This is a genomic window from Acidovorax sp. 62 (assembly GCF_002754495.1).
Taxonomy (GTDB): domain Bacteria; phylum Pseudomonadota; class Gammaproteobacteria; order Burkholderiales; family Burkholderiaceae_C; genus Acidovorax.
Window position 1 is genome coordinate 3,742,670 of sequence record NZ_PEFJ01000001.1, and the last position, 24,466, is coordinate 3,767,135.

21 protein-coding genes and 1 riboswitch are annotated in these 24,466 nt (G+C 66.1%); of the genes, 14 read left to right on the top strand and 7 right to left on the bottom strand.

The genetic code is table 11. The features are described 5' to 3' along the window. Window positions 1-38: 38 nt before the first annotated feature. The 3 genes from proW to CLU86_RS16810 form a co-directional block, all read right to left on the bottom strand. Window positions 39-1,340, bottom strand: a complete 1,302-nt coding sequence (proW, locus tag CLU86_RS16800) for a glycine betaine/L-proline ABC transporter permease ProW (protein WP_099742405.1) — start codon at window positions 1,338-1,340, stop codon at window positions 39-41. A gap of 46 nt (window positions 1,341-1,386) precedes the next feature. Next, a complete protein-coding gene (gene proV / locus CLU86_RS16805) occupies window positions 1,387-2,643 on the bottom strand; it encodes a glycine betaine/L-proline ABC transporter ATP-binding protein ProV (RefSeq protein ID WP_099742406.1) in 1,257 nt (418 codons plus the stop codon). A 482-nt stretch (window positions 2,644-3,125) separates the two neighbouring features. Continuing rightward, a complete protein-coding gene (locus CLU86_RS16810) occupies window positions 3,126-3,680 on the bottom strand; it encodes an adenine phosphoribosyltransferase (protein WP_099657115.1) in 555 nt (184 codons plus the stop codon). A 341-nt stretch (window positions 3,681-4,021) separates the two neighbouring features. Here CLU86_RS16810 and CLU86_RS16815 point away from each other — a divergent pair, with 341 nt between their 5' ends. Continuing rightward, window positions 4,022-7,075, top strand: coding sequence for an EAL domain-containing protein (locus CLU86_RS16815; RefSeq protein ID WP_099742407.1), 3,054 nt, complete (start codon window positions 4,022-4,024; stop codon window positions 7,073-7,075). Between the two features lie 270 nt (window positions 7,076-7,345). Here the strand turns inward: CLU86_RS16815 and CLU86_RS16820 are convergent, their stop codons facing one another. Further along, the gene (locus tag CLU86_RS16820) at window positions 7,346-9,331 is read right to left on the bottom strand and encodes a monovalent cation:proton antiporter family protein (RefSeq protein ID WP_099742408.1); all 1,986 of its coding nucleotides are present in this window, start codon (window positions 9,329-9,331) and stop codon (window positions 7,346-7,348) included. Between the two features lie 79 nt (window positions 9,332-9,410). On the opposite strand from CLU86_RS16820, the gene CLU86_RS16825 reads away from it, so the two are divergent. Genes CLU86_RS16825 through CLU86_RS16840 form a run of 4 tightly spaced genes read left to right on the top strand, consistent with a single transcriptional unit; the run spans window position 9,411 to window position 12,471 of the window. Continuing rightward, the gene (locus CLU86_RS16825; protein ID WP_099742409.1) at window positions 9,411-10,412 is read left to right on the top strand and encodes an SIS domain-containing protein; all 1,002 of its coding nucleotides are present in this window, start codon (window positions 9,411-9,413) and stop codon (window positions 10,410-10,412) included. Between the two features lie 8 nt (window positions 10,413-10,420). Further along, complete coding sequence (locus tag CLU86_RS16830) at window positions 10,421-11,020, top strand: HAD hydrolase family protein (protein WP_099743645.1); 600 nt, start codon at window positions 10,421-10,423, stop codon at window positions 11,018-11,020. Beyond that, on the top strand, window positions 11,020-11,649 hold the full coding sequence (lptC, locus tag CLU86_RS16835) for an LPS export ABC transporter periplasmic protein LptC (protein WP_099743646.1): 630 nt from the start codon (window positions 11,020-11,022) through the stop codon (window positions 11,647-11,649). The genes CLU86_RS16830 and lptC overlap by 1 nt, the downstream gene beginning before the upstream one ends. A gap of 36 nt (window positions 11,650-11,685) precedes the next feature. Continuing rightward, window positions 11,686-12,471 carry an SDR family oxidoreductase gene (locus CLU86_RS16840; RefSeq protein WP_099742410.1) on the top strand — a complete coding sequence of 262 codons (786 nt, stop codon included), beginning with the start codon at window positions 11,686-11,688 and terminating at the stop codon, window positions 12,469-12,471. 89 nt (window positions 12,472-12,560) lie between these two features. Here the strand turns inward: CLU86_RS16840 and CLU86_RS16845 are convergent, their stop codons facing one another. Together CLU86_RS16845 and CLU86_RS16850 are read right to left on the bottom strand one after the other, a co-directional pair. Beyond that, window positions 12,561-13,121, bottom strand: coding sequence for an RNA-binding protein (locus CLU86_RS16845; protein WP_099657121.1), 561 nt, complete (start codon window positions 13,119-13,121; stop codon window positions 12,561-12,563). A gap of 292 nt (window positions 13,122-13,413) precedes the next feature. After that, window positions 13,414-13,806: an RNA-binding protein gene (locus CLU86_RS16850; protein WP_099657122.1), complete on the bottom strand. Its 393-nt coding sequence runs from the start codon at window positions 13,804-13,806 to the stop codon at window positions 13,414-13,416. Between the two features lie 234 nt (window positions 13,807-14,040). After that, window positions 14,041-14,223: riboswitch (yybP-ykoY riboswitch) on the top strand. Between the two features lie 15 nt (window positions 14,224-14,238). Between CLU86_RS16850 and CLU86_RS16855 the strand changes: the two genes are divergently transcribed. From CLU86_RS16855 to metW, 3 genes are all read left to right on the top strand, one after another. Continuing rightward, the gene (locus tag CLU86_RS16855; protein WP_099743647.1) at window positions 14,239-14,805 is read left to right on the top strand and encodes a TMEM165/GDT1 family protein; all 567 of its coding nucleotides are present in this window, start codon (window positions 14,239-14,241) and stop codon (window positions 14,803-14,805) included. A gap of 160 nt (window positions 14,806-14,965) precedes the next feature. After that, window positions 14,966-16,147, top strand: coding sequence for a homoserine O-acetyltransferase (locus tag CLU86_RS16860; protein ID WP_099743648.1), 1,182 nt, complete (start codon window positions 14,966-14,968; stop codon window positions 16,145-16,147). Continuing rightward, the gene (gene metW, locus CLU86_RS16865) at window positions 16,144-16,728 is read left to right on the top strand and encodes a methionine biosynthesis protein MetW (protein WP_099742411.1); all 585 of its coding nucleotides are present in this window, start codon (window positions 16,144-16,146) and stop codon (window positions 16,726-16,728) included. The genes CLU86_RS16860 and metW overlap by 4 nt, the downstream gene beginning before the upstream one ends. 26 nt (window positions 16,729-16,754) lie before the next feature. Here the strand turns inward: metW and CLU86_RS16870 are convergent, their stop codons facing one another. Then, entirely contained in the window at window positions 16,755-17,336 is a 582-nt protein-coding gene (locus tag CLU86_RS16870; RefSeq protein ID WP_099742412.1) for an NAD(P)H-dependent oxidoreductase, read from the bottom strand. Between the two features lie 330 nt (window positions 17,337-17,666). Here CLU86_RS16870 and CLU86_RS16875 point away from each other — a divergent pair, with 330 nt between their 5' ends. The 6 genes from CLU86_RS16875 (at window position 17,667) to CLU86_RS16900 (ending at window position 24,456) form a co-directional block, all read left to right on the top strand. Beyond that, the gene (locus CLU86_RS16875; protein WP_099742413.1) at window positions 17,667-18,890 is read left to right on the top strand and encodes a diguanylate cyclase; all 1,224 of its coding nucleotides are present in this window, start codon (window positions 17,667-17,669) and stop codon (window positions 18,888-18,890) included. Window positions 18,891-19,043: 153 nt separating this feature from the next. Next, on the top strand, window positions 19,044-20,540 hold the full coding sequence (locus CLU86_RS16880; protein WP_099743649.1) for a M20 family metallopeptidase: 1,497 nt from the start codon (window positions 19,044-19,046) through the stop codon (window positions 20,538-20,540). Between the two features lie 46 nt (window positions 20,541-20,586). Next, window positions 20,587-21,456 (top strand): alpha/beta hydrolase, encoded by an 870-nt coding sequence (locus CLU86_RS16885; protein WP_099742414.1) that lies wholly within the window; start codon window positions 20,587-20,589, stop codon window positions 21,454-21,456. A gap of 284 nt (window positions 21,457-21,740) precedes the next feature. After that, window positions 21,741-22,805, top strand: coding sequence for a peptidase U32 family protein (locus CLU86_RS16890; RefSeq protein ID WP_099743650.1), 1,065 nt, complete (start codon window positions 21,741-21,743; stop codon window positions 22,803-22,805). A 101-nt stretch (window positions 22,806-22,906) separates the two neighbouring features. Next, the gene (locus CLU86_RS16895; protein ID WP_099742415.1) at window positions 22,907-23,839 is read left to right on the top strand and encodes a U32 family peptidase; all 933 of its coding nucleotides are present in this window, start codon (window positions 22,907-22,909) and stop codon (window positions 23,837-23,839) included. Between the two features lie 32 nt (window positions 23,840-23,871). Further along, entirely contained in the window at window positions 23,872-24,456 is a 585-nt protein-coding gene (locus CLU86_RS16900; protein ID WP_099742416.1) for an SCP2 domain-containing protein, read from the top strand. The last annotated feature ends 10 nt before the right edge of the window (window positions 24,457-24,466 follow it).

Consider the following 24,466-nt stretch of genomic DNA (forward strand, 5'->3'; position numbering starts at 1 on the left):
AGGAAAAAGAGGGAGGCGCGCAGGCTGGCGCGCTCCATTCACGCCACAGCCTGGGCGGCAGGCAGCGGGTGCGCGCCAGCGGTGTCTGTGTCTGCAGGTGCGGTGGTGGCTCGGTGCGCTGGAGCCCTGCGCAAACGCGCCCACAGCCGGACCACCCAACCCACCGGGCCCACCTGCCACCAGTGGCGCGCACCACGGCGTGCTTGGCCCATGGCCTGGGTGATCCGGTCCAGGGTGATGGCCAGCAGCACGATGCCCAGGCCACCCACGGTGGCCAGCCCCATGTCCAGCCGCCCGATGCCGCGCAGCACCATTTGGCCCAGACCGCCCACGGCAATCATGGAAGCGATCACCACCATGGACAACGACAGCATCAGCGACTGGTTGATGCCCGCCATGATGGAGGGCATGGCCAGCGGCAGTTGCACTTTCACCAGCATCTGCCAGGGCGATGCCCCATAGGCCCGCGCCGCTTCGATCAGATCCGGGCGAACCTGGCGGATGCCCAGATTGGTCAGCCGCACCAGGGGCGGAAGCGCAAAGACGATGGTGACCACCACGCCGGGCACGTTGCCGATGCCAAAGAGCATCACGACGGGAACCAGGTACACAAACGCCGGAGTGGTTTGCATCGCATCCAAAAAGGGCCGCATCCAGCGCTGGGCCCGGTCACTGCGGGCCAGCACAATCCCCAGCGGCAGCCCGATGGCCAGACAAAACGCGAGCGAGGTCAGCACCAGAGAAAGGGTGACCATGGCTTCGGACCAGATGCCCAGCAGGGCCACCAGCAGCAATGACACCATCGCGCCGATGGCTACGCCACGGCCTGCGCATTGCCAGGCCAACAGGCTCAGCAGCGCCACCATCCACAGGGTGGGCACGCTTTGCAGCAGCCCTTCCATTGCGGTCAGCGTGCTGTCGATCGGACCGCGCACTGTCTGGAAAAATGGCCGAAAGTGCTGAACCACCCAGCCCAGACCCTGGTTGATCCAGGACTCCACCGGCAGGCTGCCATCCCACAGCGCGTGCAGCGCAAACCCTGGGTCGGCACTGTCAATACCCGCCGGTGCGTCCAGGGCGCCCGTGGGGGTTGCGGGGACCGCCCCCAGCCAATCTCCCCCGGCATCGGGCACGGCCACAGTCTCGCCCCAGGGGTTGACAGATGCCGCATCGACAGCGACATCGGGCGATGCCAGGGACGGCGCCTGCACAGACACCGCGTCGGCATTGGCCCAGGGGTTGTCGGCCACCGGTGCGTCATTGGAGGGTGGTGGTGTGGACGGCGCGGCGCTCAGTGGGGTGTTGTCGTAGGGGTTCTTTTCAAGCGTCAGGTCAGACATGGGTCAGGTTCTTTCAAGTTCTGGAATCGGAGCGTTTCGTCGGCCGTCAATGCACTGAGGCAGACGCCACATCGGCCCCAGAGAGAGGCCCCGAAGGAGGCACCGGCGGGGTGTCCCGGTCCAAAAACTTGAGCAAGGTGGTCTTGCTGATGGCGCCCCCAAAGCGGCCATCGGCCTGCACCACGGGCATGGCAAACGGCGCATGGGCGACACGACCAAACAACTCACTGACAGGCTCGTCGGCCACAACGGGCTGCACCCCTGGCAGGTAGGCGTGCGCCAACCCCAGTGGCCCTTGGTGCCCCGCCAAAGCCGAGCGAAGCGACTCCACCGACACCACGCCCAGGAACTGCTGCGCGGGGCTGACCACATACGCGTACTCACGGTCTTGGTCCTGCAGCATCTTCAACGCCGCGCGCGAGCCCCGATCGGCATGCTCAGCCACCACGGTGAGGGGCTTTCGCGCGATGTCCGCGGCCTTGAACACGGCAGCCGAGTCCACACCCCGAACGAAACTGCGCACGTAGTCGTTGGCGGGGTTGCGCAGGATGTCGTCGGGCGTGCCCACCTGCACCACCTGCCCGTCTTTCATGATGGCAATCCGGTCGCCAATGCGCATGGCCTCGTCCAGGTCGTGCGAGATGAAGACGATGGTGCGCCGGCGCACCTTTTGCAGGCGCAGCAGCTCCGACTGCATCTCGGTGCGGATGATCGGGTCCAGCGCCGAAAACGCCTCGTCCATCAACAGGATCGAGGGGTCCGATGCCAGCGCCCTGGCCAGCCCCACGCGCTGCTGCATCCCGCCGGAGAGTTCGTCCGGGTAGCTATCGCCCCACCCGGCCAGGCCCACCTGCTCCAGCGCCTGGGCTGCCTGTGTCTGGCGCTGAGCCCGATCGACACCGGCCAACTCCAGGCCCAAGGCCGTGTTGTCCAACACCGTCATATGGGGCATCAAGGCAAACGACTGGAACACCATGCTGATGTCTTTGCGGCGCAGCGCCCGCAGTTGCGCATCGGGCAGCTGCGCGATGTCCACCCCATCCACCAGGATGCGCCCGGCGCTGGGTTCAATCAGCAAATTCAGCAGCCGCACCAGGGTGGATTTGCCAGAGCCCGACAAGCCCATGACCACGAAAATCTCGCCCGCCTCAATCGACAAGTGGGCATCAAACACCCCGATGGACTGCCCGGTACGGGCCAGGACCTCCTGCTTGCTCAGGCCTTGGCGGACCAGCGCCAGGGCCTCTTGTGGATCGTCTCCAAAGACCTTGAACACGTGATCAATAACGATTTGTTTTGCCATGGACTTTCTCCTCCCGGTTGAACGACACAAGCCGCCCCACACGAGCGCAGGGTCCGAGGAGGGCGACAAGCCCACGCCTTGGCGATGCAGCAGCCAGGCAGCGCCTTGCGGCGTGCACAGCAGCACGAAAAAACGTGGGATTTACAAAGACCGACCCGGATGGCACGCGGCAGACGTGCGCAAGGGTCGAGAAGCGGACGGGCCGCTGCGCGAGACCAGCTCGCTCGACATGGTTGGAGCGGACGAAGGCCCGCTCCGGGTGCTGCCATTGCCAATGCGTTGGCAATACAGAGTCGCATGCACGACTCCCGGCGGCACTTCACTCAAGGGTTGAACACCTGCGTGGCAGGTAGTGAAACACGAGGAAAGTCTACGGATTCACACCCTCAAAGTCAAAACACGGGGTTTTACAAAAATGGTATTCGCGCGCAATAAAACGAAAAAGCCGCCCGAAGGCGGCCAGATGCAGGCGGTAACGAACATCAATGGCCCGCGAAATCCACCAAGGTAAACAGCGGCAATCCCGATGCTTTGAGTCGGTCCGAGCCACCCAACTCGGGCAAGTCGACAATGGCGGCCCCCTCGGTGACCGTGGCGCCCAGCTTCTCCAGCAGGCGGCGCCCGGCCATCATGGTGCCGCCGGTGGCGATCAGGTCGTCGATCAACAGCACGCGGTCACCAGGCTTCACGGCATCGGTGTGCAACTCCACGGTGGCGCTGCCGTACTCCAGTTCATAGGTTTCCTCCACCGTGGTGAAGGGCAGCTTGCCCTTTTTGCGGATGGGCACAAACCCCACGTTCAGCTCGTAGGCCACCACGGCGCCCAGGATGAAGCCCCGCGCGTCCAGCCCCGCCACCACATCGGGGCGCAGCGCCTTGTCCATGTAGCGGTGCACAAAGGCGTCGATCAACACGCGAAACACCTTGGGGTCTTGCAGCAACGGCGTGATGTCGCGGAACTGCACACCCGGCGCGGGCCAATCGGGCACCGTGCGGATGTGTTGACGAAGGTACTGGTTGACGCTGAATGACTGCATGGCAAAAACGGCCTGGGGCCGCAAGGTGAATCCTGAAACACGGGAAAAAGCGCCCCGGCCGGGCGGACCCGGCGCCAGGGCGCTAGCGAAAAGCCGCTGTGCGGCGCTGCGCCACAACGAAGGGGGCGTATTGTTCCAAATTGTGTGCGATGTCGGCCAGTTCTCTGCACAATGGCAGGCACGATGCGCGGATACCGGACATGACTGACGCAAAACAGGGCACAAGCAAGCCGTTCAGCCCAAAGCAAAGGCGGCTGTTGCCTCCTGATTTGCGTAAGAACCTGTTCTAAGTCCTAACGGACGTTCTCGCGCCCCTGGCTGCCTGCCCTCCACCACAGTCCATGCCCATCACCGTCCTTTTGATTGACAACGATAGGGAGCACGCCCAAGCGCTGGTCTCTGCGCTGGCAGACCCCTGGCTGGGCTGGCGGGTGGACGTGACCAGCAGTGTGCAGGCCGCCCGCGAACGGCTGCGCCAGCAGGCGGTGGACATTGTCGTGTGCACCCAGCAGGTGGACGACGGCGGTGCGTTTGACGTACTGGAAACGCTGCACGGCGTGCCGGCCCTGATCTTGGTGCGGCCTGGCCAGGAGGGCCATGCCGCCCACGCCATGCGCCACGGCTTTGCCGACTTTGCGGTGCAGGACCCCGGGATGAACTACCTGCTGGCCTTGCCCGCGCAGATTGAAGCCGTGCTGGAGCGCAGCACCAGCGCCCGCGCGCGTCGCTCTGCCGAGGCCATGCTGAACCGCCAGCACCGTTTGCTGCAGGCCATTTCGCGGGCACAGGCGGTGTTCATTGCCAGCGCCCGTCCCCAGGCGGCGTTTGACGCCCTACTGGAAGAGCTGATGGAGCTGACCCGCAGCAGCTTTGGCATGGTGGGCCATGTGCAGCACCACCCCGACCGCGCCCCGGCCCTGCATGTGCACGCGATGACGGACATCCGCTGGGATGAGGCCGCGCGCATGCAAACCGTGCGGCGCTCGCAAGACGCCCTGGTCTTTGACGAGCCAAACTCCTTGATTGGCGCGGTGCTGGCCAGCGAGCAGCCCCTGATCGCAGACAACGCAGCCACCGACCCACGCTGCCAAAACGCCCCCCCCGGCCTGCCCGCATTGCGCACCTGCCTGTGCCTGCCCATCCACGCCGCCCAGGACATGGTGGCCATGGTGCTGCTGGCCAACAGCCACCACGGCTATGCCGCCGAGGATGTGCCGTTCATGCAGCCGCTGCTCAACACCGTGGGGCAGCTGGAGATGGCGCGCCGTGCCCAGGAAGACCGGCGCCAGCTGGACGCTGAGCTGCTGCGCACCAGCGCCTTGTTGCGCGAAAAATCCAACGCCCTGCACGCCACGCTGGCCAGCGTGTCGCAGGGCATCGTCAAGGTCGATGCCGACGGCAAGATCCGCGTCTACAACCAGCGCTACCTGGAGCTGCTGGAGCTGCCCGAGGCCTTTTTGGCCAACCAGCCCAGCCACGAAGACATCGTGCGGTTTCAGACCGAGCGCGGGGACTTTGGCATGGGGTTTGAGCTGATCGAGGCCACGGCACGCGCCTATGTGCAGGCCGAATACGCTGCCCAGGGGCGCGGCCACAGCGTGCCCGACAGCTATGTGAGGCGCACACGGGGCGGCCGCTACCTGGAGGTGCGCACCTGCACCATGCCCGACGGCGGCCGGGTGCGCACCTTCACCGATGTGACCGACTACCTGGGCACGGTGGAGGCCCTGCGCCAAAGCGAAGCCCGCTGGCGCAGCCTCACGCACCTGTCGTCGGACTGGTATTGGGAGCAGGACGCGCAGCTGCGCTTTGTGCGACTGGACGGGCGATCGAGCGACGCCGTCGGCATCCAGGACAACTCCTTTTATGGCCGCACCCGCTGGGAGCTGGACAACACGTTTGTGAACGACACGCTGTGGGTGGAACACCGGGCCCAGTTGCAGGCCCGCGAGGTGTTCCACGACTTTGAAATCCAGCGCCAGACTCCTTCGGGCGAGATGATGTGCGTGTCGGTCAGCGGCGAGCCTTTTTATGACGAACAGGGCCAGTTCGCTGGCTACCGGGGCATTGCCCGCGACATCACCGAGCGCAAGCGGGCCGAGGCTGAAATCCAGCGCCTGGCGTTTTACGACGAACTCACCGGCCTGCCCAACCGGCGCCTGCTGACGGACCGGCTCGAGCGCGCCGTGGCCACCAGCGCGCGCGACGGCAAGCACGGCGCCCTGCTGTTTCTGGACCTGGACAACTTCAAGGGCATCAACGACACCCTGGGCCATGAATGGGGCGACCAGCTGCTGGTGCAAGTGGCCCAGCGCATCACCGCCAGCGTGCGGGCCAGCGACACCGTGGCCCGCCTGGGGGGCGACGAATTTGTGCTGGTGCTGCAGGACCTGCACGAAGACCCCACGCAGGCGGCGGTGGAGGCTGAGCTGGTGGCGCAAAAGGTGCGGCTGGAGCTGAACAAGCCCTACGCGCTGGAGGGCTCGGTGCTGCACAGCACACCCAGCATTGGCATCACCTTGTTTCGCGACCAGGCGCAGCCGGTGCAAGAGCTGCTCAAGCGCGCCGACCTGGCCATGTACCAGGCCAAGGCCCAGGGCCGCAACACCCTGTGCTTTTTTGACCCGGCCATGCAGGCAGCGGCCTCGGCACGCTCGGCCCTGGAGGGCGATATCCGCAGGGGCATTGAGCGCAACGAGTTTTTGCTGCACTACCAGCCAGTGGTCAATGAAAGCGGGCAGGTGCTGGGCGCCGAGGCGCTGGTGCGCTGGCGCCATCCGCAGCGCGGCATGGTGTCGCCGGGCGAATTCATCCCCCTGGCCGAGCAAACCGGGCTGATCCTGCCACTGGGCCAGCAGGTGCTGCGCATGGCCTGCACCCAACTGGCGCACTGGCACCAGCAGCCCGCCACCCGCTTTTGGACGGTGGCCGTGAACGTGAGTGCACAGGAGTTCCGCGACCCGGACTTTGTCGCCCAGGTGTGGCAGGCCTTGAAGGAAACCGGCGCGCCCCCCCAGCAGCTCAAGATCGAACTGACCGAGAGCCTGCTGCTGCACGATGTGGAAGACAGCATTGCCAAGATGCAGTCCCTGCGCCAGCGGGGCGTGGGATTTTCGCTGGACGACTTTGGCACCGGCTACTCGTCGCTGAGCTACCTCAAGCGCCTGCCACTGGACCAGCTCAAGATCGACCAGAGCTTTGTGCGCGACGTGCTCACCGACCCCAACGACGCCGCCATTGCCTGCACCATCGTCACCCTGGCCCAGAGCCTGGGGCTGGACGTGGTGGCCGAGGGCGTGGAGACGCAAGGCCAGCGCGAGTTCTTGCTGCGCAACGGCTGCCAGCAGTTCCAGGGCTACCTGTTCGGGCGGCCTGGGCCTGCCGACTTGCTCTAGTTTGCTATTGAAAATATAGCTGCTAGCGCTTTATCAATAAGCGCTAGGGCCTGATTTCATTCAATATTTTGCTACTAATCCGGCACGAACCTACTTGAACCGTTCACTGAGCGCAGTCGAAGCGCCGCGCAAGGTTTCGACAAGCTCAACCCGAACGGATCTTTCAAGTTCAAAGAGGCCAACCCAACATCCCACGGGCCATCGCCCGACCCCAAAGCCGAAGATCCGGGCCACAGGAGACGGCGCACTGCGTCCCAGGGCAGACCACCATCAACCGCGCAGCAGCTTGTCCTCGGCCAACGCCAGGGCGGCGGGGTGGCCCGACAGCACCAGGGTGTCGCCCTCTTGCAGCACGGCGCTGTCCACCACGCTGGACTGGTGCCCGTTGGCGCGACGCAGGTTGACCACGCGCACGCCCACGGCGGGCAGGGCCAGGTCACCCAGCGGGCTGCCCAGGGCTTTGGCGCCCAGCGGCAGGCTCACGGTGCTCATGCGCTCCTGGTCGCGTTCGTTCACGGTGTCGTCGTCGGCGCCATGGAAGTAGCCGCGCAGCAGGTTGTAGCGCGCGTCGCGCTGGTCCTGCACCACGCGCAGCACCCGGCGCATGGGCACGCCCACCAGCGCCAGGGCGTGGCTGGCCAGCATGAGCGAGCCTTCGATGGCCTCGGGTACCACTTCGGTGGCCCCGGCGTCCTGCAGCTTGTCGAGGTGCGCGTCGTCCTGCGTGCGCACCACCACGGGCACCTGCGGTGCGTGCGAGCGGGTGTTGGCCAGCACCTTGAGGGCTGCAGGCACGTCGATGTAGGTCACCACCACGGCACTGGCGCGCACCAGGCCCGCGGCCATCAGCGCCTGCAGCCGGGTGGCGTCGCCATACACCACCGAATCGCCCGCCGCTGCAGCCTGGCGCACACGGTCGGGGTCCAGGTCCAGCGCCATGTAGGGGATGTTCTCGCGCTCGAGCATGCGCGCCAGGTTCTGGCCGCACCGGCCGTAGCCGCAAATGATGACGTGCTTGCTGGTGTTGATGGATTTGCGGGCGATCGTGGTCATCTGCAGCGACTGCTGCAACCAGTCGCTGGCCACCAGCTTCATCACGATGCGGTTGCTGTGCATGATGAGGAAGGGCGTGGCCAGCATCGACAGCACCATGGCCGCCAGGATCGGGTTCATCAGCGCAGGCTGCACCAGGCCATGGTCTTGCGTGAGCGACAGCAGCACAAACCCGAACTCCCCCGCCTGCGCCAAAAACAGGCCCGAGCGCAGCGCCACGCCCGTGGTGGCGCCCATCAGCCGGGCCAGCACCATGATGATGACCAGCTTGACCAGCAGCGGCACGGCCAGCAGCGCCAGCACCAAACTCCAGCGGTCTACCAGGATGTGCCAGTCCAGCATCATGCCGATGGTGATGAAAAACAGGCCCAGCAGCACATCGTGAAAGGGCCGGATGTCCGTGCCCACCTGGTGGCGGTATTCGGTCTCGGACACCAGCACCCCGGCGATGAAGGCGCCCAGCGCCAGACTCAGCCCGGCCAGCTCGGTCAGCCAGGCCAACCCCAGGGTGATGAGCAGCAGGTTCAGCATGAACAGCTCTTCGCTCTTGCGGCGCGCCACCAGGGTCAGCCACCAGCGCATCACCCGCTGCCCGCCGGTGAGCAGCACCCCCACCAGCACCATCGCTTTGAGCAGCGCCCAGCCCAGCGCCACCAGCAATTGGTCAGACGACGAGCCCAGCGCTGGGATCAGCACCAGCAGCGGCACCACGGCCAGGTCCTGGAACAGCAAGATCCCCATCACGCGGCGCCCATGCTCGCTCTCCAGCTCGGCGCGCTCGGCCATCAGCTTGACCACGATGGCCGTGCTGCTCATGGCCAGCACGCCCGACAATGCCAGCGCCGTCTGCCAGCCCATGTCCCAGATACCGCCCACCGCGTAAGACAGCAAAATCCCGCCGCCCGCCACCACCGCCATGGTCAGCAGCACCTGCATCAGCCCCAGGCCAAACACCTGGCGGCGCATGGCCCGCAGCTTGGGCAGGCTGAACTCCAGCCCAATGGCAAACATCAGGAACACCACCCCAAACTCGCCCAGGTGCCGCACGCCCTCTGAGTTCTGGGCCAACGCCATGGCATGGGGCCCGATCAACACCCCGGCTGCCAGATACCCCAACATGGGCGGCAGCTTCAGGCTGCGGCAGACGACCACCCCCAGCACGGCGGCCAGCAGGTACAGCAAAGTCAGGGCGAGTGAAGACATAGGGTGATGCTATACGAGGCACAGGGGCGTTGAGACGCCTATCGCCCAGCAATGGCGCCCCGGTCGATAGAATCCCGGCATGACCGTCAGCCCCTCCACGCTCCCCCATTTCGACGCAGAGCAAGCCCTGCGACTGGCCCGCGAGACCTTTGACATCGAGGCCGCCGCGCTGACCGGGCTGGCCGCGCGCGTGGACGAGCGCTTTGCCCAGGCCGTGCAGATGGTGCTGCGCACCACCGGCCGCCTGGTGGTGATGGGCATGGGCAAAAGCGGCCATGTGGGCCGCAAGATTGCCGCCACACTGGCCTCCACCGGCACCCCGGCGTTTTTTGTGCACCCCGCCGAGGCCAGCCACGGCGACCTGGGCATGGTGACTGGCGCAGACCTGGTGCTGGCCATCTCCAACAGCGGCGAAAGCGGCGAGCTCACCGCCATCCTGCCCGTGCTCAAGCGCCTGGGAGCCCCCCTGATCGCACTGACCGGCGGGCTGCAATCCACCCTGGCTCGCCATGCCGATCTGGTGCTGGACTGCAGCGTGGAGCGCGAAGCCTGCCCCCTGAACCTGGCCCCCACGGCCAGCACCACCGCCCAGTTGGCCATGGGCGACGCCCTGGCCGTGGCCTTGCTGGACGCCCGCGGCTTTCGCCCGGAAGACTTTGCGCGCTCGCACCCGGGCGGCTCGCTGGGCCGCAAACTGCTCACACACGTGAGCGACGTCATGCGCAGCGGCAGCCAGGTGCCCCGCGTCGCGCCAGACGCGTCGTTCAGCGACCTGATGCGCGAGATGAGTGCCAAAGGCCTGGGCGCCTCGGCCATCGTGGATGCTGCGGGCCAGGTGCTGGGCATCTTTACCGATGGCGATCTGCGCCGCCGCATCGAGGCGGGAGCCGATTTGCGCACCGCCACGGCGGCCCAGGTTATGCACCCCTCGCCACGCCGCATTGCGGCCGATGCACTGGCAGTGGACGCTGCCGAGATGATGGAAGCCCATGGCATCACCAGCGTGCTGGTGGTGGACGCGGGCGGCGCACTGACCGGCGTGGTGCACATTGGCGATCTGATGCGGGCCAAGGTAATTTGATGCCCAACATGACCGATCACCACCCCAACCAGCCCACCCCAGGCACCCTCGCCATGCCCCCCTTGCCGCCCGCCATGCAATTTGCGCCCGAGCTGCTGCTGCGCGCCCAGCCCGTGCGGGTCGCCTTTTTTGACGTGGACGGGGTGCTGACCGATGGCGGCCTGCTGTTCAGCGAAGCGGGCGAAACCCTCAAGCGCTTCAACACCCTGGACGGCCACGGCATCAAGCTGCTGCAAAAGGCAGGCATCACCCCCGCCATCATCACCGGGCGAGACTCCGCCCCGCTGCGCCTGCGCCTGAAGGCCCTGGGGGTGGAGCACGCCATTTATGGCACCGAAGACAAGCGCCCAGCGGCTGAGCAAGTGCTCGCCAGCCTGGGGCTGGACTGGTCGCAAGCAGCGGCCATGGGCGACGACTGGCCCGACCTGCCCGTGATGCGGCGCAGCGCACTGGCCTGCGCTCCCCACAACGCCCATCTGGAGGTGCGCCAATGCGCGCACCACACCACCCAGGCACGCGGTGGCGAGGGGGCAGCGCGGGAATTTTGCGACCTGCTGCTGGTGGCCACAGGCGCCTACGCCCGCCTGCTCTCGGACTACGCCGCATGATGCGCCGCCACATGCTGCAAGCCGTAGACCGGCTCTCGCTGTACCTGCCGGTGCTCCTCATGGGCCTGCTGGCCCTGGGCACCTGGTGGCTGGTGCGCAATGCCCCCACCCCATTGGCTGCCACCGCACCCAAGGTGGCGCCAGACCAGCCGGACTATTCGATGAAGGTCTTTGCCGTCAAAAGTTTTGATGCCAAGGGGCGGCTCCAAAGCGAGGTGCAGGGCGATACGGCGCGCCACTTCCCCGCCACCGATACCCTGGAAATCGACAAAGCCCGCATGCGCTCCATTGCCCTCGACGGGCGTCTGACTTTCGCCACATCGGACCGGGCCCTGAGCAACGCCGACGGCTCCGAGGTGCAGCTGTTTGGCAACGCCATCGTGACGCGCGAGGCCATACCCGCGCGCCAGGGCGCATCCGCGCAGCCCCGGCTGGAGTTCCGTGGGGAATTTCTGCACGCATTTACCCAGGAGGAGAAGGTGCGCTCCAATCAGCCCGTTCAACTCACCCGGGGCAGCGACCGCTTCACGGCAGACGCCATGGAGTACAACAACCTCGACCAGGTACTGCAACTGAGCGGCAGGGTGCGCGGCATGCTCATGCCCGGCGGCACGGCGGCGCCCAAGTAACCCCAGCGCCATTGCGCCACCGCACAAGCAAACGCCATGACCCAGCCCCTCGCATTCATCACCGGCGCCTCCAGCGGCATCGGACAAGCCCTGGCACTGCGCTTTCACCAGGCGGGCTACCGCCTGGCCTTGGTGGCGCGGCGCACAGCTGAAGTCAAATCATGGGCTGAGGCAAATGGAATAAGCGCTAGCAGCTATGAAATTTATAGTGCTGATGTGGCCATCACCGACAGCATCGTGGCCGCTGGCAAAGACTGCCTTGCGCGCCAGGGCCTGCCCGATGTGGTGATCGCCAACGCGGGCATCAGCGTGGGCATGGACACCGCCGACCGCGACGACCTGGACGTCATGGCCCGCACCTTTGCCACCAACAACATCGGCATGGCCGCCACCTTCCACCCCTTTGTGCAGGGCATGACAGAGCGCAAAAGCGGCACCTTGGTGGGCATTGGCAGCGTGGCCGGCATCCGGGGCCTGCCCGGCCACGGCGCGTATTGCGCCAGCAAAGCCGCGGTCATCAGCTACTGCGAAAGCCTGCGCGGCGAAATGCATCCCTTTGGCGTGCGTGTGGTCACCCTGTCGCCCGGCTATATCGACACCCCATTGACCCGCGAAAACCGGTACAGCATGCCGTTTTTGATGCAACCCCAGGATTTTGCAGACAAAGCCTTCCGGGCCATCGACAAAGCAGACAGTTACCGCGTCATCCCTTGGCAAATGGGTGTGGTGGCCAAACTGCTGCGCGCCCTGCCCAATGCCGTGTTTGACAAACTGCTGGCCGGCCGGCCGCGCAAACGCCGCCAAACCGAAACCGGACGCTGACAAGCTCCGCATTCCACCGCGCACAGGCAACAAAAAAGCCCCCGAAGGGGCTTTTTGCGCATCTTGGGGCCAGATAGCCCAGGATGGGATCAGTAACCGCTGTTGCCGCCACCGTAGCCACCGCCGCCGCCATTGCGACCGCCGCCACCGTTGCGTGGGCCCGAGCCGTAGGGGCTGCGGAAGCCGCCGTCACCACGACCACCGCCATCACCACGGCCACCGTAGCCACCGCCGCCGCCTTCACGACCGCCGCCGTAGCCGCCGCCACCGCCTTCACGGCCACCACCGTAGCCACCGCCGCCGCCTTCGCGACCACCGCCGTAGCCGCCGCCACCGCTGCGACCACCACCGCCAAAGCCGCCACCGCCGCCGCCGAAGCCACCGCTGCGTGGAGGACGCGGCTCCATGGGGCGTGCTTCATTGACCACAATGCCACGACCACCCAAAGGCTGGCCATTCATGCCCTGGATGGCGGCTTGTGCTTCGGCATCGCTGCCCATTTCGACAAAGCCGAAGCCCTTGGAGCGGCCTGTGTCGCGCTCCATCATGACCTTGGCACTGGTCACGGCACCGAATTGGCCAAAGGCCTGTTCCAGATCGCTGTCGCGCACCGAGTAAGGCAGGTTGCCGACGTACAGTTTGTTGCCCATCGAAGGACTCCTCAAAAACACATGAATAAAGCGATGGAGTCCCGAAAACGCAGCCAGCTAATCTCAATGACGCTCTCAGCGCGAAACTGACGGATCACCGCAAACCAAAAGCGAGGAAAACTCGCTTTGGCATTATGCGCCACAAAATTAAAAAAAAAGCAAGCCGATGCATGGGAGCCAGCCAGTGTGGCGGCAAAGTCTCAGGCATAAAAAAAGGAGCCCGAGGGCTCCTTGATTGTTGCGGAGCAGACTGAACGCCTGCCCGAACGGGGTGCTTTAAGCAGCGAAGTGCTTAGTAGCCGCCACGGCCACCGCCGTAACCGCCGCCACCACCTTCACGGCCACCGCCGTAGCCGCCGCCACCGCTGCGGCCACCGCCGCCGTAGCCGCCACCACCATTGCCGCCACCGAAGCCACCGCTGCGTGGAGCGCGGGGTTCCATAGGACGGGCTTCGTTGACCACGAGGTCACGGCCGCCAAAGTTTTGGCCATGCACGCCTTGGATGGCGGCTTGTGCTTCGGCATCGCTGCCCATTTCGACAAAGCCGAAACCCTTGGAGCGGCCGGTGTCACGTTCCATCATGACCTTGGCGCTGCCCACGGAGCCGAACTGGCTGAAGGTTTGTTCCAGATCTTGGTCGCGGAAAGAATAGGGCAGGTTGCCCACGTAAAGTTTGTTGCCCATGGAGGGACTCCTCAAAAAACATGAAAACGCGATGGAGCCCGACGCAATCAACAAACCTGTGACGACTTCAAAGACGCGAAACTGACCAATCACCGCTTACTTCGGCGCCCTCGTGCCGCGCAAAGCTCGACATAAGGACCGATCCATTATTAATCACTTTATGGGTGTTGTGGCTTTTTATTTGTACCCGCGTTTTTCTTGTTCGGGAAAATAGGCATTGCATTGCGCTAAAATTCGCTGGTCTTTGGGGAGTAGCCCGCCGGTTGCGCAATGCGCCGGGGCATGCGTCAACACACTTGGGTTTCTTGAAAACCTATGGCGTATGCGGCTTGAATGCTGGGCGAGACCATTGACTGCATGCCGATCCAATGGCCGGAGTCGGGGTGCAGTCAATGTGCGTCTCAACACAATCCGGCCGGATTGAACCCCACCATGGAAGCTTTTTTTGTTTCAACCGCCATCGTCGCCTTGGCCGAGATGGGCGATAAGACCCAGCTGCTCGCATTGGTATTGGCAGCCCGTTTCCGCAAACCCTGGCCCATTGTTCTGGGCATTCTGGTCGCCACCTTGGTCAACCATGGCCTGGCGGGTGCCGTCGGCGCCTGGGTCACCACCTTCATCGGCCCGCAGGTGCTGCGCTGGATTTTGGGCGCTTCGTTCATCGCCATGGCGGTGTGGATGCTGATCCCGGACAAGCTCGACGAGGGCGATGCCGATGGCAAACCGCGCTGGGGAGTGTTCGGCACCACGGTGGTGGCGTTCTTCCTGGCCGAGATGGGCGACAAGACTCAGATCGCCACCGTGATGCTGGCAGCGCAGTACAACGCCTACCTGTGGGTGGTGGCCGGCACGACGCTGGGCATGATGCTGGCCAACGCCCCCGTGGTGTGGCTGGGCGACCGCATCACGCGCAAGGTGCCGATCCGCGCAGTGCACATGGTCTCTGCGGTGATCTTCCTGGTGCTGGGCTTGCTGGCCATCTTTGCTCCAGCAGGTTAAGCCAGACAGCAGGCGGAATCGGGTAGCGCAAGCGTGGGTGCTTTTGGTATATTTGCCGAACGCGCCGATTTGCCACAGCTTGCGGGCGCTTTATAAATCCTGCTAAAGACCCGTCCGACATACCCGCCCGGCCTCGTTTTTAGCGATGCCGGGTTTTTTTATGTCGTTCATTGCCACGCCCCAATCCATGCATTTTCCGGAGGCCCTGCCGTTGCAAAGCGGCGCGTCCATCCGCGACTACCACCTGGCCTTTGAGACTTACGGCACGCTCAATGCCGACAAGTCCAACGCCGTGCTGGTGTGCCATGCCCTCAATGCCTCGCACCACGTCGCGGGTGTGTACGAGGGCCAGCCCAAGAGCGAGGGCTGGTGGGACAACATGATCGGCCCCGGCAAGCCGGTGGACACCAACCGCTTTTTCGTCATTGGCGTCAACAACCTCGGCTCGTGCTTCGGCTCGACCGGTCCGATGCATGCGCACCCCGACACGGGCGAGATCTACGGCGCGGACTTTCCGGTGGTGACGGTGGAAGACTGGGTCAACGCCCAGGCCCGCCTACTCGACCGCCTGGGCATCACACAACTGGCCGCCGTACTGGGCGGCAGCCTGGGCGGCATGCAAGCCCTGAGCTGGACGCTGCAGCACCCCGAGCGCATGCGCCACGCCGTGGTGGTGGCCAGCGCCCCCAACCTGACGGCCGAGAACATTGCCTTCAACGAAGTGGCTCGCCGCGCCATCGTGACGGACCCGGACTTCCACGGCGGGCACTTTTACCGCCACGGCGTCATCCCCAAACGCGGGTTGCGCATTGCGCGGATGATTGGCCACATCACGTACCTGAGCGACGACGTGATGAACGAGAAGTTTGGCCGCCAATTGAGGCACCAGGTGCTCGAAAAAGCCCCCTTGGGGGGCAGCGATGACGCGCCAGCGCAGAGCGTGGGGGCTTATCTCTACAGCACGCAGGACATCGAGTTCCAGATCGAAAGTTACCTGCGCTATCAAGGCGACAAGTTCAGCGAGTACTTTGACGCCAACACCTACCTGCTGATCACCCGGGCGCTCGACTACTTTGACCCGGCCCGCGCGCACGCCAACAACCTCACCCTGGCGCTGGCACGCGCCCAGGCCAAGTTTCTGCTGGTGAGCTTCACCACCGACTGGCGCTTCTCGCCCCAGCGCAGCCGCGAGATCGTCAAGGCCCTGCTCGACAACCGCCGCCGCGTGAGCTACGCCGAGATCGACGCGCCCCACGGGCACGATGCATTTTTGCTCGATGACGCTCGCTACATGAGCGTGATGCGCTCTTATTTCGATAGCATTGCAAAGGAGTTTGCATGAGCGAACAATCCACCCTGGAAGCCCTGGCGCGCCTGGTGCCAGCGGGCTCGCGCGTGCTGGACCTGGGCTGCGGCAACGGGGCCATGCTGTCGTACCTGCAGCGCGAGCGCGGCTGCACCGGCTATGGCGTGGAGATTGACGACGCCAACGTGCTGGCCTGCGTGCAGCGCGGGGTCGATGTGATCCAGCTCAACCTGGACGAAGGCCTGGCGATGTTTGGCGACAACAGCTTTGACGTGGTGCTGCAGATCGACACCTTGCAACACCTGCGCAACGCCGAAGTGATGCTGCGCGAAACCGCCCGCGTGGGCCGCACCGGTGTGGTGGCCTTCCCCAACTTTGCGCACTGGCCCAACCGGCTGTCCATCCTGCAAGGGCGCATGCCCGTCACGCGCCGCCTGCCCTACCAGTGGTACGACACGCCCAACATCCGCGTGGGCACGTACAAAGACTTTGAGGTGCTGGCGCACAAGAACCGCCTGCGCATCCTCGACTCCTTTGGACTGCAGGACGGGCACGAGGTGCGCTGGCTGCCCAATGCGCTGGCGGGCACGGCGGTGTTCCGCTTCGAAAACGCCTGAGCCGCCCCACCAGCCCGTCCGCCCCCTCAAGACTGGCGCGAGCCCAGCTGCCCCGCCTTCTCCAGCCACTGGGCGATGCGCGTGGGGCTGGCGCTGCGCACCGGGCCAAAGCTGTGCACCCGCACCGGCCGGATGCCGCTGTACTCGAGGATGGCCCGCTTCATCTGATGGTGGCCCGGCATGCGCGTCACCCAGCGAAAGTACCAGGGTGGCGAATCCATGGTGACCAACAGCTCGGCGGTGCGCCCGGCCAGCAGCTTGTCCCACAGGGAAGATCCCTCGCGGTACTTGAAGGCAAAGCCGGGCAAAAACACCCGGTCGATGAAGCCCTTGAGCAGCGCAGGCATGGCGCCCCACCAGATGGGGTACACCCACACCAGGTGCTGGGCCCAGAGGATGTCCTGCTGCGCCGCCACCAGATCCGGCTCCAGAGTTTGCACCTGGCGGTAGCCCGCATGCAGCAGCGGGTCAAACGCCAGCGAGCCCAGCCGCAGCACACGCACCTGGGCCCCGGCGGCACGGGCGGCGTCGGCATAGGCCGTGGCCAAGCCCGCGCACAGGCTGTCAGAACAAGGGTGCCCAAGCACCACCAACACTTGGCGAGACATCTGATACCTCCTTGGAACCGCACAAATCCACGGCCGCATGGCGCAGACTGCTGCGCACTTGCGGCGCCGTGCGGTGGGCCATTCTGCGGGATGCGTCCCCAAGCCCCAAGGCGCCACAGGAGCAACCCCGTCGCATGCTATTAAAATAATAGCTTCTAGCGCTTTTGCCTATTGCCCTGGGTGCGGATTTCATGCCAACATGAAACACCACAGCGGCCTGACCCGGGCCGACCTTTGTCCGCCTGCCCGCCTGTCTGCACCGCCCCACTGGCCGTGGGTGCGCCATGCACAAGGCTTGCGCCATCCAACACCAGCCATCTCGCCCGCCCCATGCTCCTTGCCGCTGCCGACGTTCCCACGATGCTGGTGATGATCATCCTGTCATCCCTCGTCACCGCCGGGGGCATGGCCGTGGTGGGCTGGGGGCGCCAGGACGACGGCGTGCGGCTGTGGGCGCTGGGGCTGCTGCTCAATGCGGTCACCCACCTGCTGTTTGCTCTGCGCGGCCGCATTCCTGACCTGCTGTCGGTGGTGGTCGGCAACGCCGTGCTGGTGGGCGTGTACCTGTCCATGCTGGCTGCGGTGCTGCAGTTCCAGGGGCGTGCACTGCCGCGCCGGCTGACACTGGCCTTGCCTTTGCTGATGGCGGGCTGCATGGCCCTGTTGCTGGGCAGCTACTCGGCCCGCGTGGTGGTGGCGGGGCTGCTGCTGTGCGCGCTGAACCTGTGGCTGCTGGGCAGCCTGCTGGTGCGCTGGCGTACCGTGGGGGGGCGCGGCGCCTGGCTGGTGGTGGGGGCCCTGGGCTTTCAAACCCTGGTGTTGCTGCTGCGCGTGGCCCTGGTGGGCGTGAGCCCGCTGGCGGGCAGCGAGCTGCTGCAGTCCAGCGCGGTGCAAACCATGACATTCATGACCACCTTTGCCGTGGTGCTGGTGGCCTCGATGGGCTTTGTCTTCATGGCGCGCGACCGGGCCGACGCAGGCAACCGGCGCATGGCAGCGGTGGACTCGCTCACCGGCGTGGCCAACCGGCGTGCCGTGATTGCGGCGCTGGACCGCGACGTGGCCCGCTCCATCCGCACCCGGGAGCCCATCGCCGCGATGATGGTGGACATTGACCACTTCAAGACTGTGAACGACCGCTACGGCCACCCCGTGGGCGACCAGGTGCTGTGCAGCGTGGTCAACGTGCTGCGCGAGCGGGTGCGCTCGCAAGACCTGGTGGGCCGCTACGGCGGCGAAGAGTTCCTGGTGGTGCTGCCCGACACCACCGTCAAGGGCGCCTACCTGCTGGCCTTGCAACTGTGCGAGGCGGTCGAGGCCTCCAGCTTCATCCACGAGGGCCACGAAATCCCGATCACGGTGAGCATTGGCGTCTTTGGCGGCACGCTGCAGCCTGGCGACCATTGGGACATGCTGATCTCTGCCGCCGATCGCGCCCTGTACGAAGCCAAAAACCGTGGGCGCAACCGCGTGGAGGTGGGCGAGGTGCTGCGCCGCCCCGCATCGCAGGCGGCCGCTGCCTCAGGGCCTGAGACACAGCCCGGGCTTTTTTAAGGCCCGCAGGTCGGGGCGGCCGCCACGGCAGCGCGCCCTTTCAGCGGCCCCACCATGCACCCCGGCCCATGGTCGGAATACGCCAAATTCGATGGCAGCCCCCGCGCGCTTGTGTTGGAATGGTGCTTTTTCCACCGCCCACAGGAGCCCGCCATGAACGCCCGTGTCCCCACCCAAGCCCTTGAACCCACCTTGGCACTGGAGCGGGTGAGCCAGGCGTGGGACAGCGACATCGTGGGCCAGCTCACCGACTACATCGCCATCCCCGCCAAGTCGCCCATGTTTGCGGCCGACTGGGCCGAGCAAGGGCTGCTTGACACTGTGGTGCGCAACGCCGCCGCCTGGGTCGAAGCGCAAAAAGTGGCGGGCCTGCGCCTGGAAGTGGTGCGCCTGCCCGGCCGCACCCCGGTGCTGTTCTTTGAGATCGAAGCCACCCAGGCCCACGCCCCGCAAACGGTGCTGATGTACGGCCACCTGGACAAGCAACCCGAATTCAGCGGCTGGCGCAACGACCTGGGGCCCTGGACGCCCAAGTACGAAGACGGCAAGCTCTACGGCCGGGGCGGCGCAGACGATGGCTACGCCGTGTACGCCAGCATCGCCGCCGTGCAGGAATTGAAGCGCCAGAACGTGCCGCACCCCCGCATCGTGGGCGTGATCGAGACCTGCGAAGAAAGCGGCTCGCGCGACCTGATGCCCTACATCGACGCCCTGCGCCCCCGCCTGGGCGATGTGGGCCTGGTGATCTGCCTGGACAGCGGCGCGGGCAACTACGACCAGCTGTGGCTCACCACCAGCCTGCGCGGCATGGCCAGCGGCACGCTCAAGGTCGAAATCCTCACCGAAGGCATCCACTCGGGCGACGCCTCGGGCCTGGTGCCCTCGTCCTTTCGCATCATGCGCCAGGTGCTCGACCGCCTGGAAGACAGCGCCACCGGCCGCCTGCTGCCCCAGAGCTTTCACTGCGAAGTGCCCGCCGAGCGGCTGGCCCAGGCGCAAGCCACCGCCGCCATCCTGGGTGAAGAGGTGTACCGGCGCTTCCCGTGGGCGCACTACGACTGCGGCGGCTCCACCACCTTTGCGCTGCCCACCACCACCGACCCGCTGCAGGCACTGATCAAGCGCACCTGGGAGCCCACGCTCTCCGTGACCGGCGCCGAGGGCTTTCCGGCCCTGCAAGACGCGGGCAACGTGTTGCGCCCCTACACCGCCTTCAAGCTCAGCCTGCGCCTGCCCCCGCTGGTGGATGCGGCCCAGGCGGTGCAAGAGCTCAAAACCCTGCTCGAAGACAACGCGCCCTACCAGGCCAAGGTCACCTTCCAGAGCCTGAGCGGCGCCACGGGCTGGAACGCGCCGGCCACCACGCCCTGGTTTGAGCAAGCGCTCAACGAAGCCTCGCAAGCCCACTTTGGCGCGCCCTGCGGCTACATCGGCCAGGGCGGCACCATTCCGCTGATGAACATGCTCAGCGAAGGCTTTCCCACCGCGCAGATGATGGTGTGCGGCGTGCTCGGCCCCAAGAGCAACGCGCACGGCCCCAACGAGTTTTTGCATGTGCCCTACGCCAAGCGCCTCACAGCCTCGGTGGCGCATGTGATTGCCACGATGGCGCAGGCCCAGGTGGCCACCAGCGCAACCGCAGCCCCCTGAACCCCTTGCGCTGACCGCGCCCACCCCCGCCACCCAGCGCCCCGGTATGCCCCAGCACTGTTCACCCTCCACCCTCAGCCCCTTCACCGCTGCCGATGGGGAAAACCTCGCTCTGCACGAATGGCCCGTGGCCGCCAACACCCCCCTGCGCGGCCTGGTGGTGCTGGTGCACGGCCTGGGCGAGCACGCGGGCCGCTACGGCGCGCTGGCCGAGCAGCTCAACGCCTGGGGCTTTGCCGTGCGCGGCTACGACCACTACGGCCACGGCGCATCGGCCGGGCCGCGCGGTGGCCTGAGCAGCGACACACGCCTGCTGGACGACCTGGCCGACATGGTCGAATGCACCCGCGCCCGCCTGCCGCCCGGCCTGCCGCTGGTGCTGTTGGGCCACAGCATGGGCGGCCTGGTGGCCGCGCGGCTGGTGTCGCTCAACCTGTGCCCGGTGGATGCGCTGGTGCTGTCGTCCCCCGCGCTCGATGCAGGCCTGGGCACGGTGCAAAAGCTGCTGGTGTCCACCCTGCCCCGCATCGCCCCCAACCTGCGCGTGGGCAACGGGCTGGACGCCCACTACCTCTCGCACGACGCGCAGGTGGTGACCGACTACCGGGCCGACCCTCAGTGCCATGACCGCATCAGCGCCCGCCTGGCCCGCTTCATAGCCGACGCAGGCCCCGCCACTGTGGCCACCGCCCCCACATGGGCCGTGCCCACCCTGCTGATGTGGGCGGGGGCCGACCGGCTGGTCAACCCCGCAGGCAGCCGCGCCTTTGCGCAGGCAGCGCCGCCAGCCGTGGTGCAGTCGCACTGCTTTGAGGGCGCCTTCCACGAGCTGTTCAACGAAACCCCCGAGTACGCCACGCCCGTGCTGCAGATGCTGCAGGACTGGCTGCTGGCGCGCTTTGGCGTGAAATACTGAACCCGGTTTTGATAGAAAAATGCCTCTAGCGCTTATCCAATAAGCGCTAACAGCTATATTTTTAATAGCAACCCCAACCAGCCGATCCGGTCCGCTGGCAGCACAGCCCGTGCCCCCGGCGCCACAGCGCAGGCGCTGGACCGGCAGGCGCGTCAAATCCCGATCAAATTTGTCTGGCATTCTGCAGCCCGGTTGATGAAGATCAGCGGCTGCGCACGCAGGGCTGACTAAGGTGGCGGCCAATGCCTTGGCACCCTACCGGTGCTGGCGATGAAACGCTTGCCATGGAACCCTTGACCCCTGCTGCAGCCACCTCCGCAGCCCCTGCCCCCGAGGCTGCCCAGCTTCCCCCCGAACTCGTCTGCCCCGCAGGCAGCCTGCCCGCGCTCAAAGCCGCCGTAGACCACGGCGCCAACTGCGTCTACCTGGGCCTTCGCGACGCCACCAACGCCCGCAACTTTGCGGGGCTGAACTTCGACGAAGCAGCCATTGCCAATGGCATCGCCTACGCCCACCAGCGCGGCTGCAAGGTGTTCATGGCGCTCAACACCTACCCGCAGGCCTCCAACCCTGGCCCCTGGCGCAGCGCGGTGGACAAGGCCGTGGACATGGGGCTGGACGCCGTCATCCTGGCCGACCCCGGCCTCATGCAATACGCCGCACAGCACCACCCGCAGCTGCGGCTGCACCTGTCGGTGCAGGGCTCGGCCACCAACTTCGAGGCCATCAACTTCTACCGCGAGCAGTTTGGCGTGGTGCGCGCCGTGCTGCCCCGGGTGCTATCGATGGAGCAGGTGCGCCAGGTGATCGAGCGCACGCCGGTCGAGATCGAGGTCTTCGGCTTTGGCAGCCTGTGCGTGATGGTGGAAGGCCGCTGCGCCCTGTCGTCGTACGTGACGGGCGAATCGCCCAACACCCACGGCGTATGCTCGCCGCCCAAAGCCGTGCGCTGGCAAGAAACCCCGCAGGGCCTGGAGTCGCGCCTGAACGGCGTGCTCATCGACCGCTACGCCCCCGGCGAGAACGCGGGCTACCCCACGCTGTGCAAGGGCCGCTTTGACGTGGCCGATGAAGAAAACTACTACGCCATCGAAGAGCCCACCAGCCTGAACACGCTGGAGCTGCTGCCCCAGCTGGTCAAGATCGGCGTGCGCGCCATCAAGATCGAAGGCCGCCAGCGCAGCCCCGCTTACGTGACCGACGTAACGCGGGTGTGGCGCGAGGCCATCGACCACTGCATGGCCCAGCCCCACCGCTACGCCCCCAAAACCCACTGGATGGCCCAGCTGGACCAGGTGGCCGAGGGCCAGCAACACACGCTGGGCGCCTACCACCGCCCCTGGAAATAAGCCACCGCCCCCCCGGGGCGCCACTGATACGCAGCGCTAACGCAACACAAGAGCCAAGAGGCGCACAGCGCCCGCTCTCCCACCACACGGAGTCCCCCACCATGAAAATCACCCTGGGCCCCCTGCAGTACTACTGGCCGCGCAACACCGTCTTTGCGTTCTACGAAACCATGGCCGACACGGCCGTGGACGAGGTCTACCTGGGCGAGACCGTGTGCTCGCGCCGCCACGAGCTGCGCCTGTCCGACTGGCTCGGGCTGGCCCGCCACCTGCAGGGCAAGGGCAAGCGGGTCGTCATGTCCAGCCAGGTGCTGCTCGAATCGGGCTCGGACGTGGCCTGGCTGCACAAGCTGGCCGCTAACGGCGAATTCACCGTCGAGGCCAACGACATGGGCGCCGTGCACTGCCTGGCGGGCAAGCAGCCCTTTGTGGCCGGGCCGCACCTGAACCTCTACAACCCCCAGGCCGTGCAATGGATGGCCCAGCTCGGCGCCAGCCGCTGGGTGATGCCGCTGGAGATGCGCCACCAGGACCTGGCCGTGGTGCAGGCCGCACGCCCCGCAGGCTTGCAGACCGAGGTCTTCGCCTACGGGCGGCTGCCGCTGGCGTACTCGGCCCGCTGCTTCACGGCGCGGCACTACAACCAGCCCAAGGACGACTGCCGCTTCAGCTGCATGGAACACCCCGAAGGCCTGCCCCTGCGCACGCGCGAGAAAGAGGGCTTCCTCGTGCTCAACGGCACGCAAACACAGTCGGCCCGCGTCTACAACCTCATCGAAGAGCTGCCCCAGATGCAAGCCCTGGGCGTGGACCTGGTGCGCCTGAGCCCCCAGCCCCAGCACATGGAGCAGGTGATTGCCCTGTTTGACGAAGTGCGCCGCCAACCCGCCAACGCCGCGCACGCCCAAAACCGCATCCTGGCGCTGATGCCCGACTGGCCATGCAACGGCTTCTGGCACGGCCGCCCCGGGCTGGAGCAAGGCCGCAGCGACCTGCACCAGGCACAGCACACCGCCCAACGCTCGGCCGCCTGAACGGCCCGCCGCACACCCTTTTCTGGACCGCCATGTACCCGCCCGCACACCCCACCGCACACCCGTCCTCCGCCAAGCACCACACCGCCCGCCCCCGGCAACTGCCCGCGCCCGTGGGCGCCGTGCTCTCGCGCCTGCCGGCCTACCCCGGCTCGGTGCTGCTCGTCACCGCGCTGAACCTGGCGCTGGCCCGCCACCTGCCCGCCGACGTGCTGGCCCTGCTGCTGCACCGCAAGCTGCGCATTGAGGTGCGCGATGCCCGCGTGGCCTTTGACTTTGCCTGGAACGGCCAGCGCTTTGCCCCCTGCAGCCCAGCCCGCCCCGGCGGCGCTGCCAAAGCGGCCGGTGCCCCCAGTGCGTCCCAAGCGACCAACGCGCCCAATACCCACAACGCGCCCGACCTCACCATCAGCGCCAGTGCGCACGACTTTGTGCTGCTGGCCCAGCGCCAGCAAGACCCGGACACACTGTTCTTCAGCCGCCGCCTGTCCATGCAGGGCGACACCGAGCTGGGCCTGGTGGTGAAGAACGCGCTTGACGCCCTGGAGCTGCCCGTGCTCGACCCCGCGCAATGGGCCCCGCGCGCCGTGCTGGCGCGCCTGTTCCCCAAGCCCTGAGGAGGCCTGC

Excerpts from the sequence above, each read along its gene's own strand:
- proW (WP_099742405.1), bottom strand. The coding sequence starts at position 1,340 with ATGTCTGACCTGACGCTTGAAAAGAACCCCTACGACAACACCCCACTG.
- proV (WP_099742406.1), bottom strand. The coding sequence starts at position 2,643 with ATGGCAAAACAAATCGTTATTGATCACGTGTTCAAGGTCTTTGGAGAC.
- CLU86_RS16810 (WP_099657115.1), bottom strand. The coding sequence starts at position 3,680 with ATGCAGTCATTCAGCGTCAACCAGTACCTTCGTCAACACATCCGCACG.
- CLU86_RS16815 (WP_099742407.1), top strand. The coding sequence starts at position 4,022 with ATGCCCATCACCGTCCTTTTGATTGACAACGATAGGGAGCACGCCCAA.
- CLU86_RS16820 (WP_099742408.1), bottom strand. The coding sequence starts at position 9,331 with ATGTCTTCACTCGCCCTGACTTTGCTGTACCTGCTGGCCGCCGTGCTG.
- CLU86_RS16825 (WP_099742409.1), top strand. The coding sequence starts at position 9,411 with ATGACCGTCAGCCCCTCCACGCTCCCCCATTTCGACGCAGAGCAAGCC.
- CLU86_RS16830 (WP_099743645.1), top strand. The coding sequence starts at position 10,421 with ATGACCGATCACCACCCCAACCAGCCCACCCCAGGCACCCTCGCCATG.
- lptC (WP_099743646.1), top strand. The coding sequence starts at position 11,020 with ATGCGCCGCCACATGCTGCAAGCCGTAGACCGGCTCTCGCTGTACCTG.
- CLU86_RS16840 (WP_099742410.1), top strand. The coding sequence starts at position 11,686 with ATGACCCAGCCCCTCGCATTCATCACCGGCGCCTCCAGCGGCATCGGA.
- CLU86_RS16845 (WP_099657121.1), bottom strand. The coding sequence starts at position 13,121 with ATGGGCAACAAACTGTACGTCGGCAACCTGCCTTACTCGGTGCGCGAC.
- CLU86_RS16850 (WP_099657122.1), bottom strand. The coding sequence starts at position 13,806 with ATGGGCAACAAACTTTACGTGGGCAACCTGCCCTATTCTTTCCGCGAC.
- CLU86_RS16855 (WP_099743647.1), top strand. The coding sequence starts at position 14,239 with ATGGAAGCTTTTTTTGTTTCAACCGCCATCGTCGCCTTGGCCGAGATG.
- CLU86_RS16860 (WP_099743648.1), top strand. The coding sequence starts at position 14,966 with ATGTCGTTCATTGCCACGCCCCAATCCATGCATTTTCCGGAGGCCCTG.
- metW (WP_099742411.1), top strand. The coding sequence starts at position 16,144 with ATGAGCGAACAATCCACCCTGGAAGCCCTGGCGCGCCTGGTGCCAGCG.
- CLU86_RS16870 (WP_099742412.1), bottom strand. The coding sequence starts at position 17,336 with ATGTCTCGCCAAGTGTTGGTGGTGCTTGGGCACCCTTGTTCTGACAGC.
- CLU86_RS16875 (WP_099742413.1), top strand. The coding sequence starts at position 17,667 with ATGCTCCTTGCCGCTGCCGACGTTCCCACGATGCTGGTGATGATCATC.
- CLU86_RS16880 (WP_099743649.1), top strand. The coding sequence starts at position 19,044 with ATGAACGCCCGTGTCCCCACCCAAGCCCTTGAACCCACCTTGGCACTG.
- CLU86_RS16885 (WP_099742414.1), top strand. The coding sequence starts at position 20,587 with ATGCCCCAGCACTGTTCACCCTCCACCCTCAGCCCCTTCACCGCTGCC.
- CLU86_RS16890 (WP_099743650.1), top strand. The coding sequence starts at position 21,741 with ATGGAACCCTTGACCCCTGCTGCAGCCACCTCCGCAGCCCCTGCCCCC.
- CLU86_RS16895 (WP_099742415.1), top strand. The coding sequence starts at position 22,907 with ATGAAAATCACCCTGGGCCCCCTGCAGTACTACTGGCCGCGCAACACC.
- CLU86_RS16900 (WP_099742416.1), top strand. The coding sequence starts at position 23,872 with ATGTACCCGCCCGCACACCCCACCGCACACCCGTCCTCCGCCAAGCAC.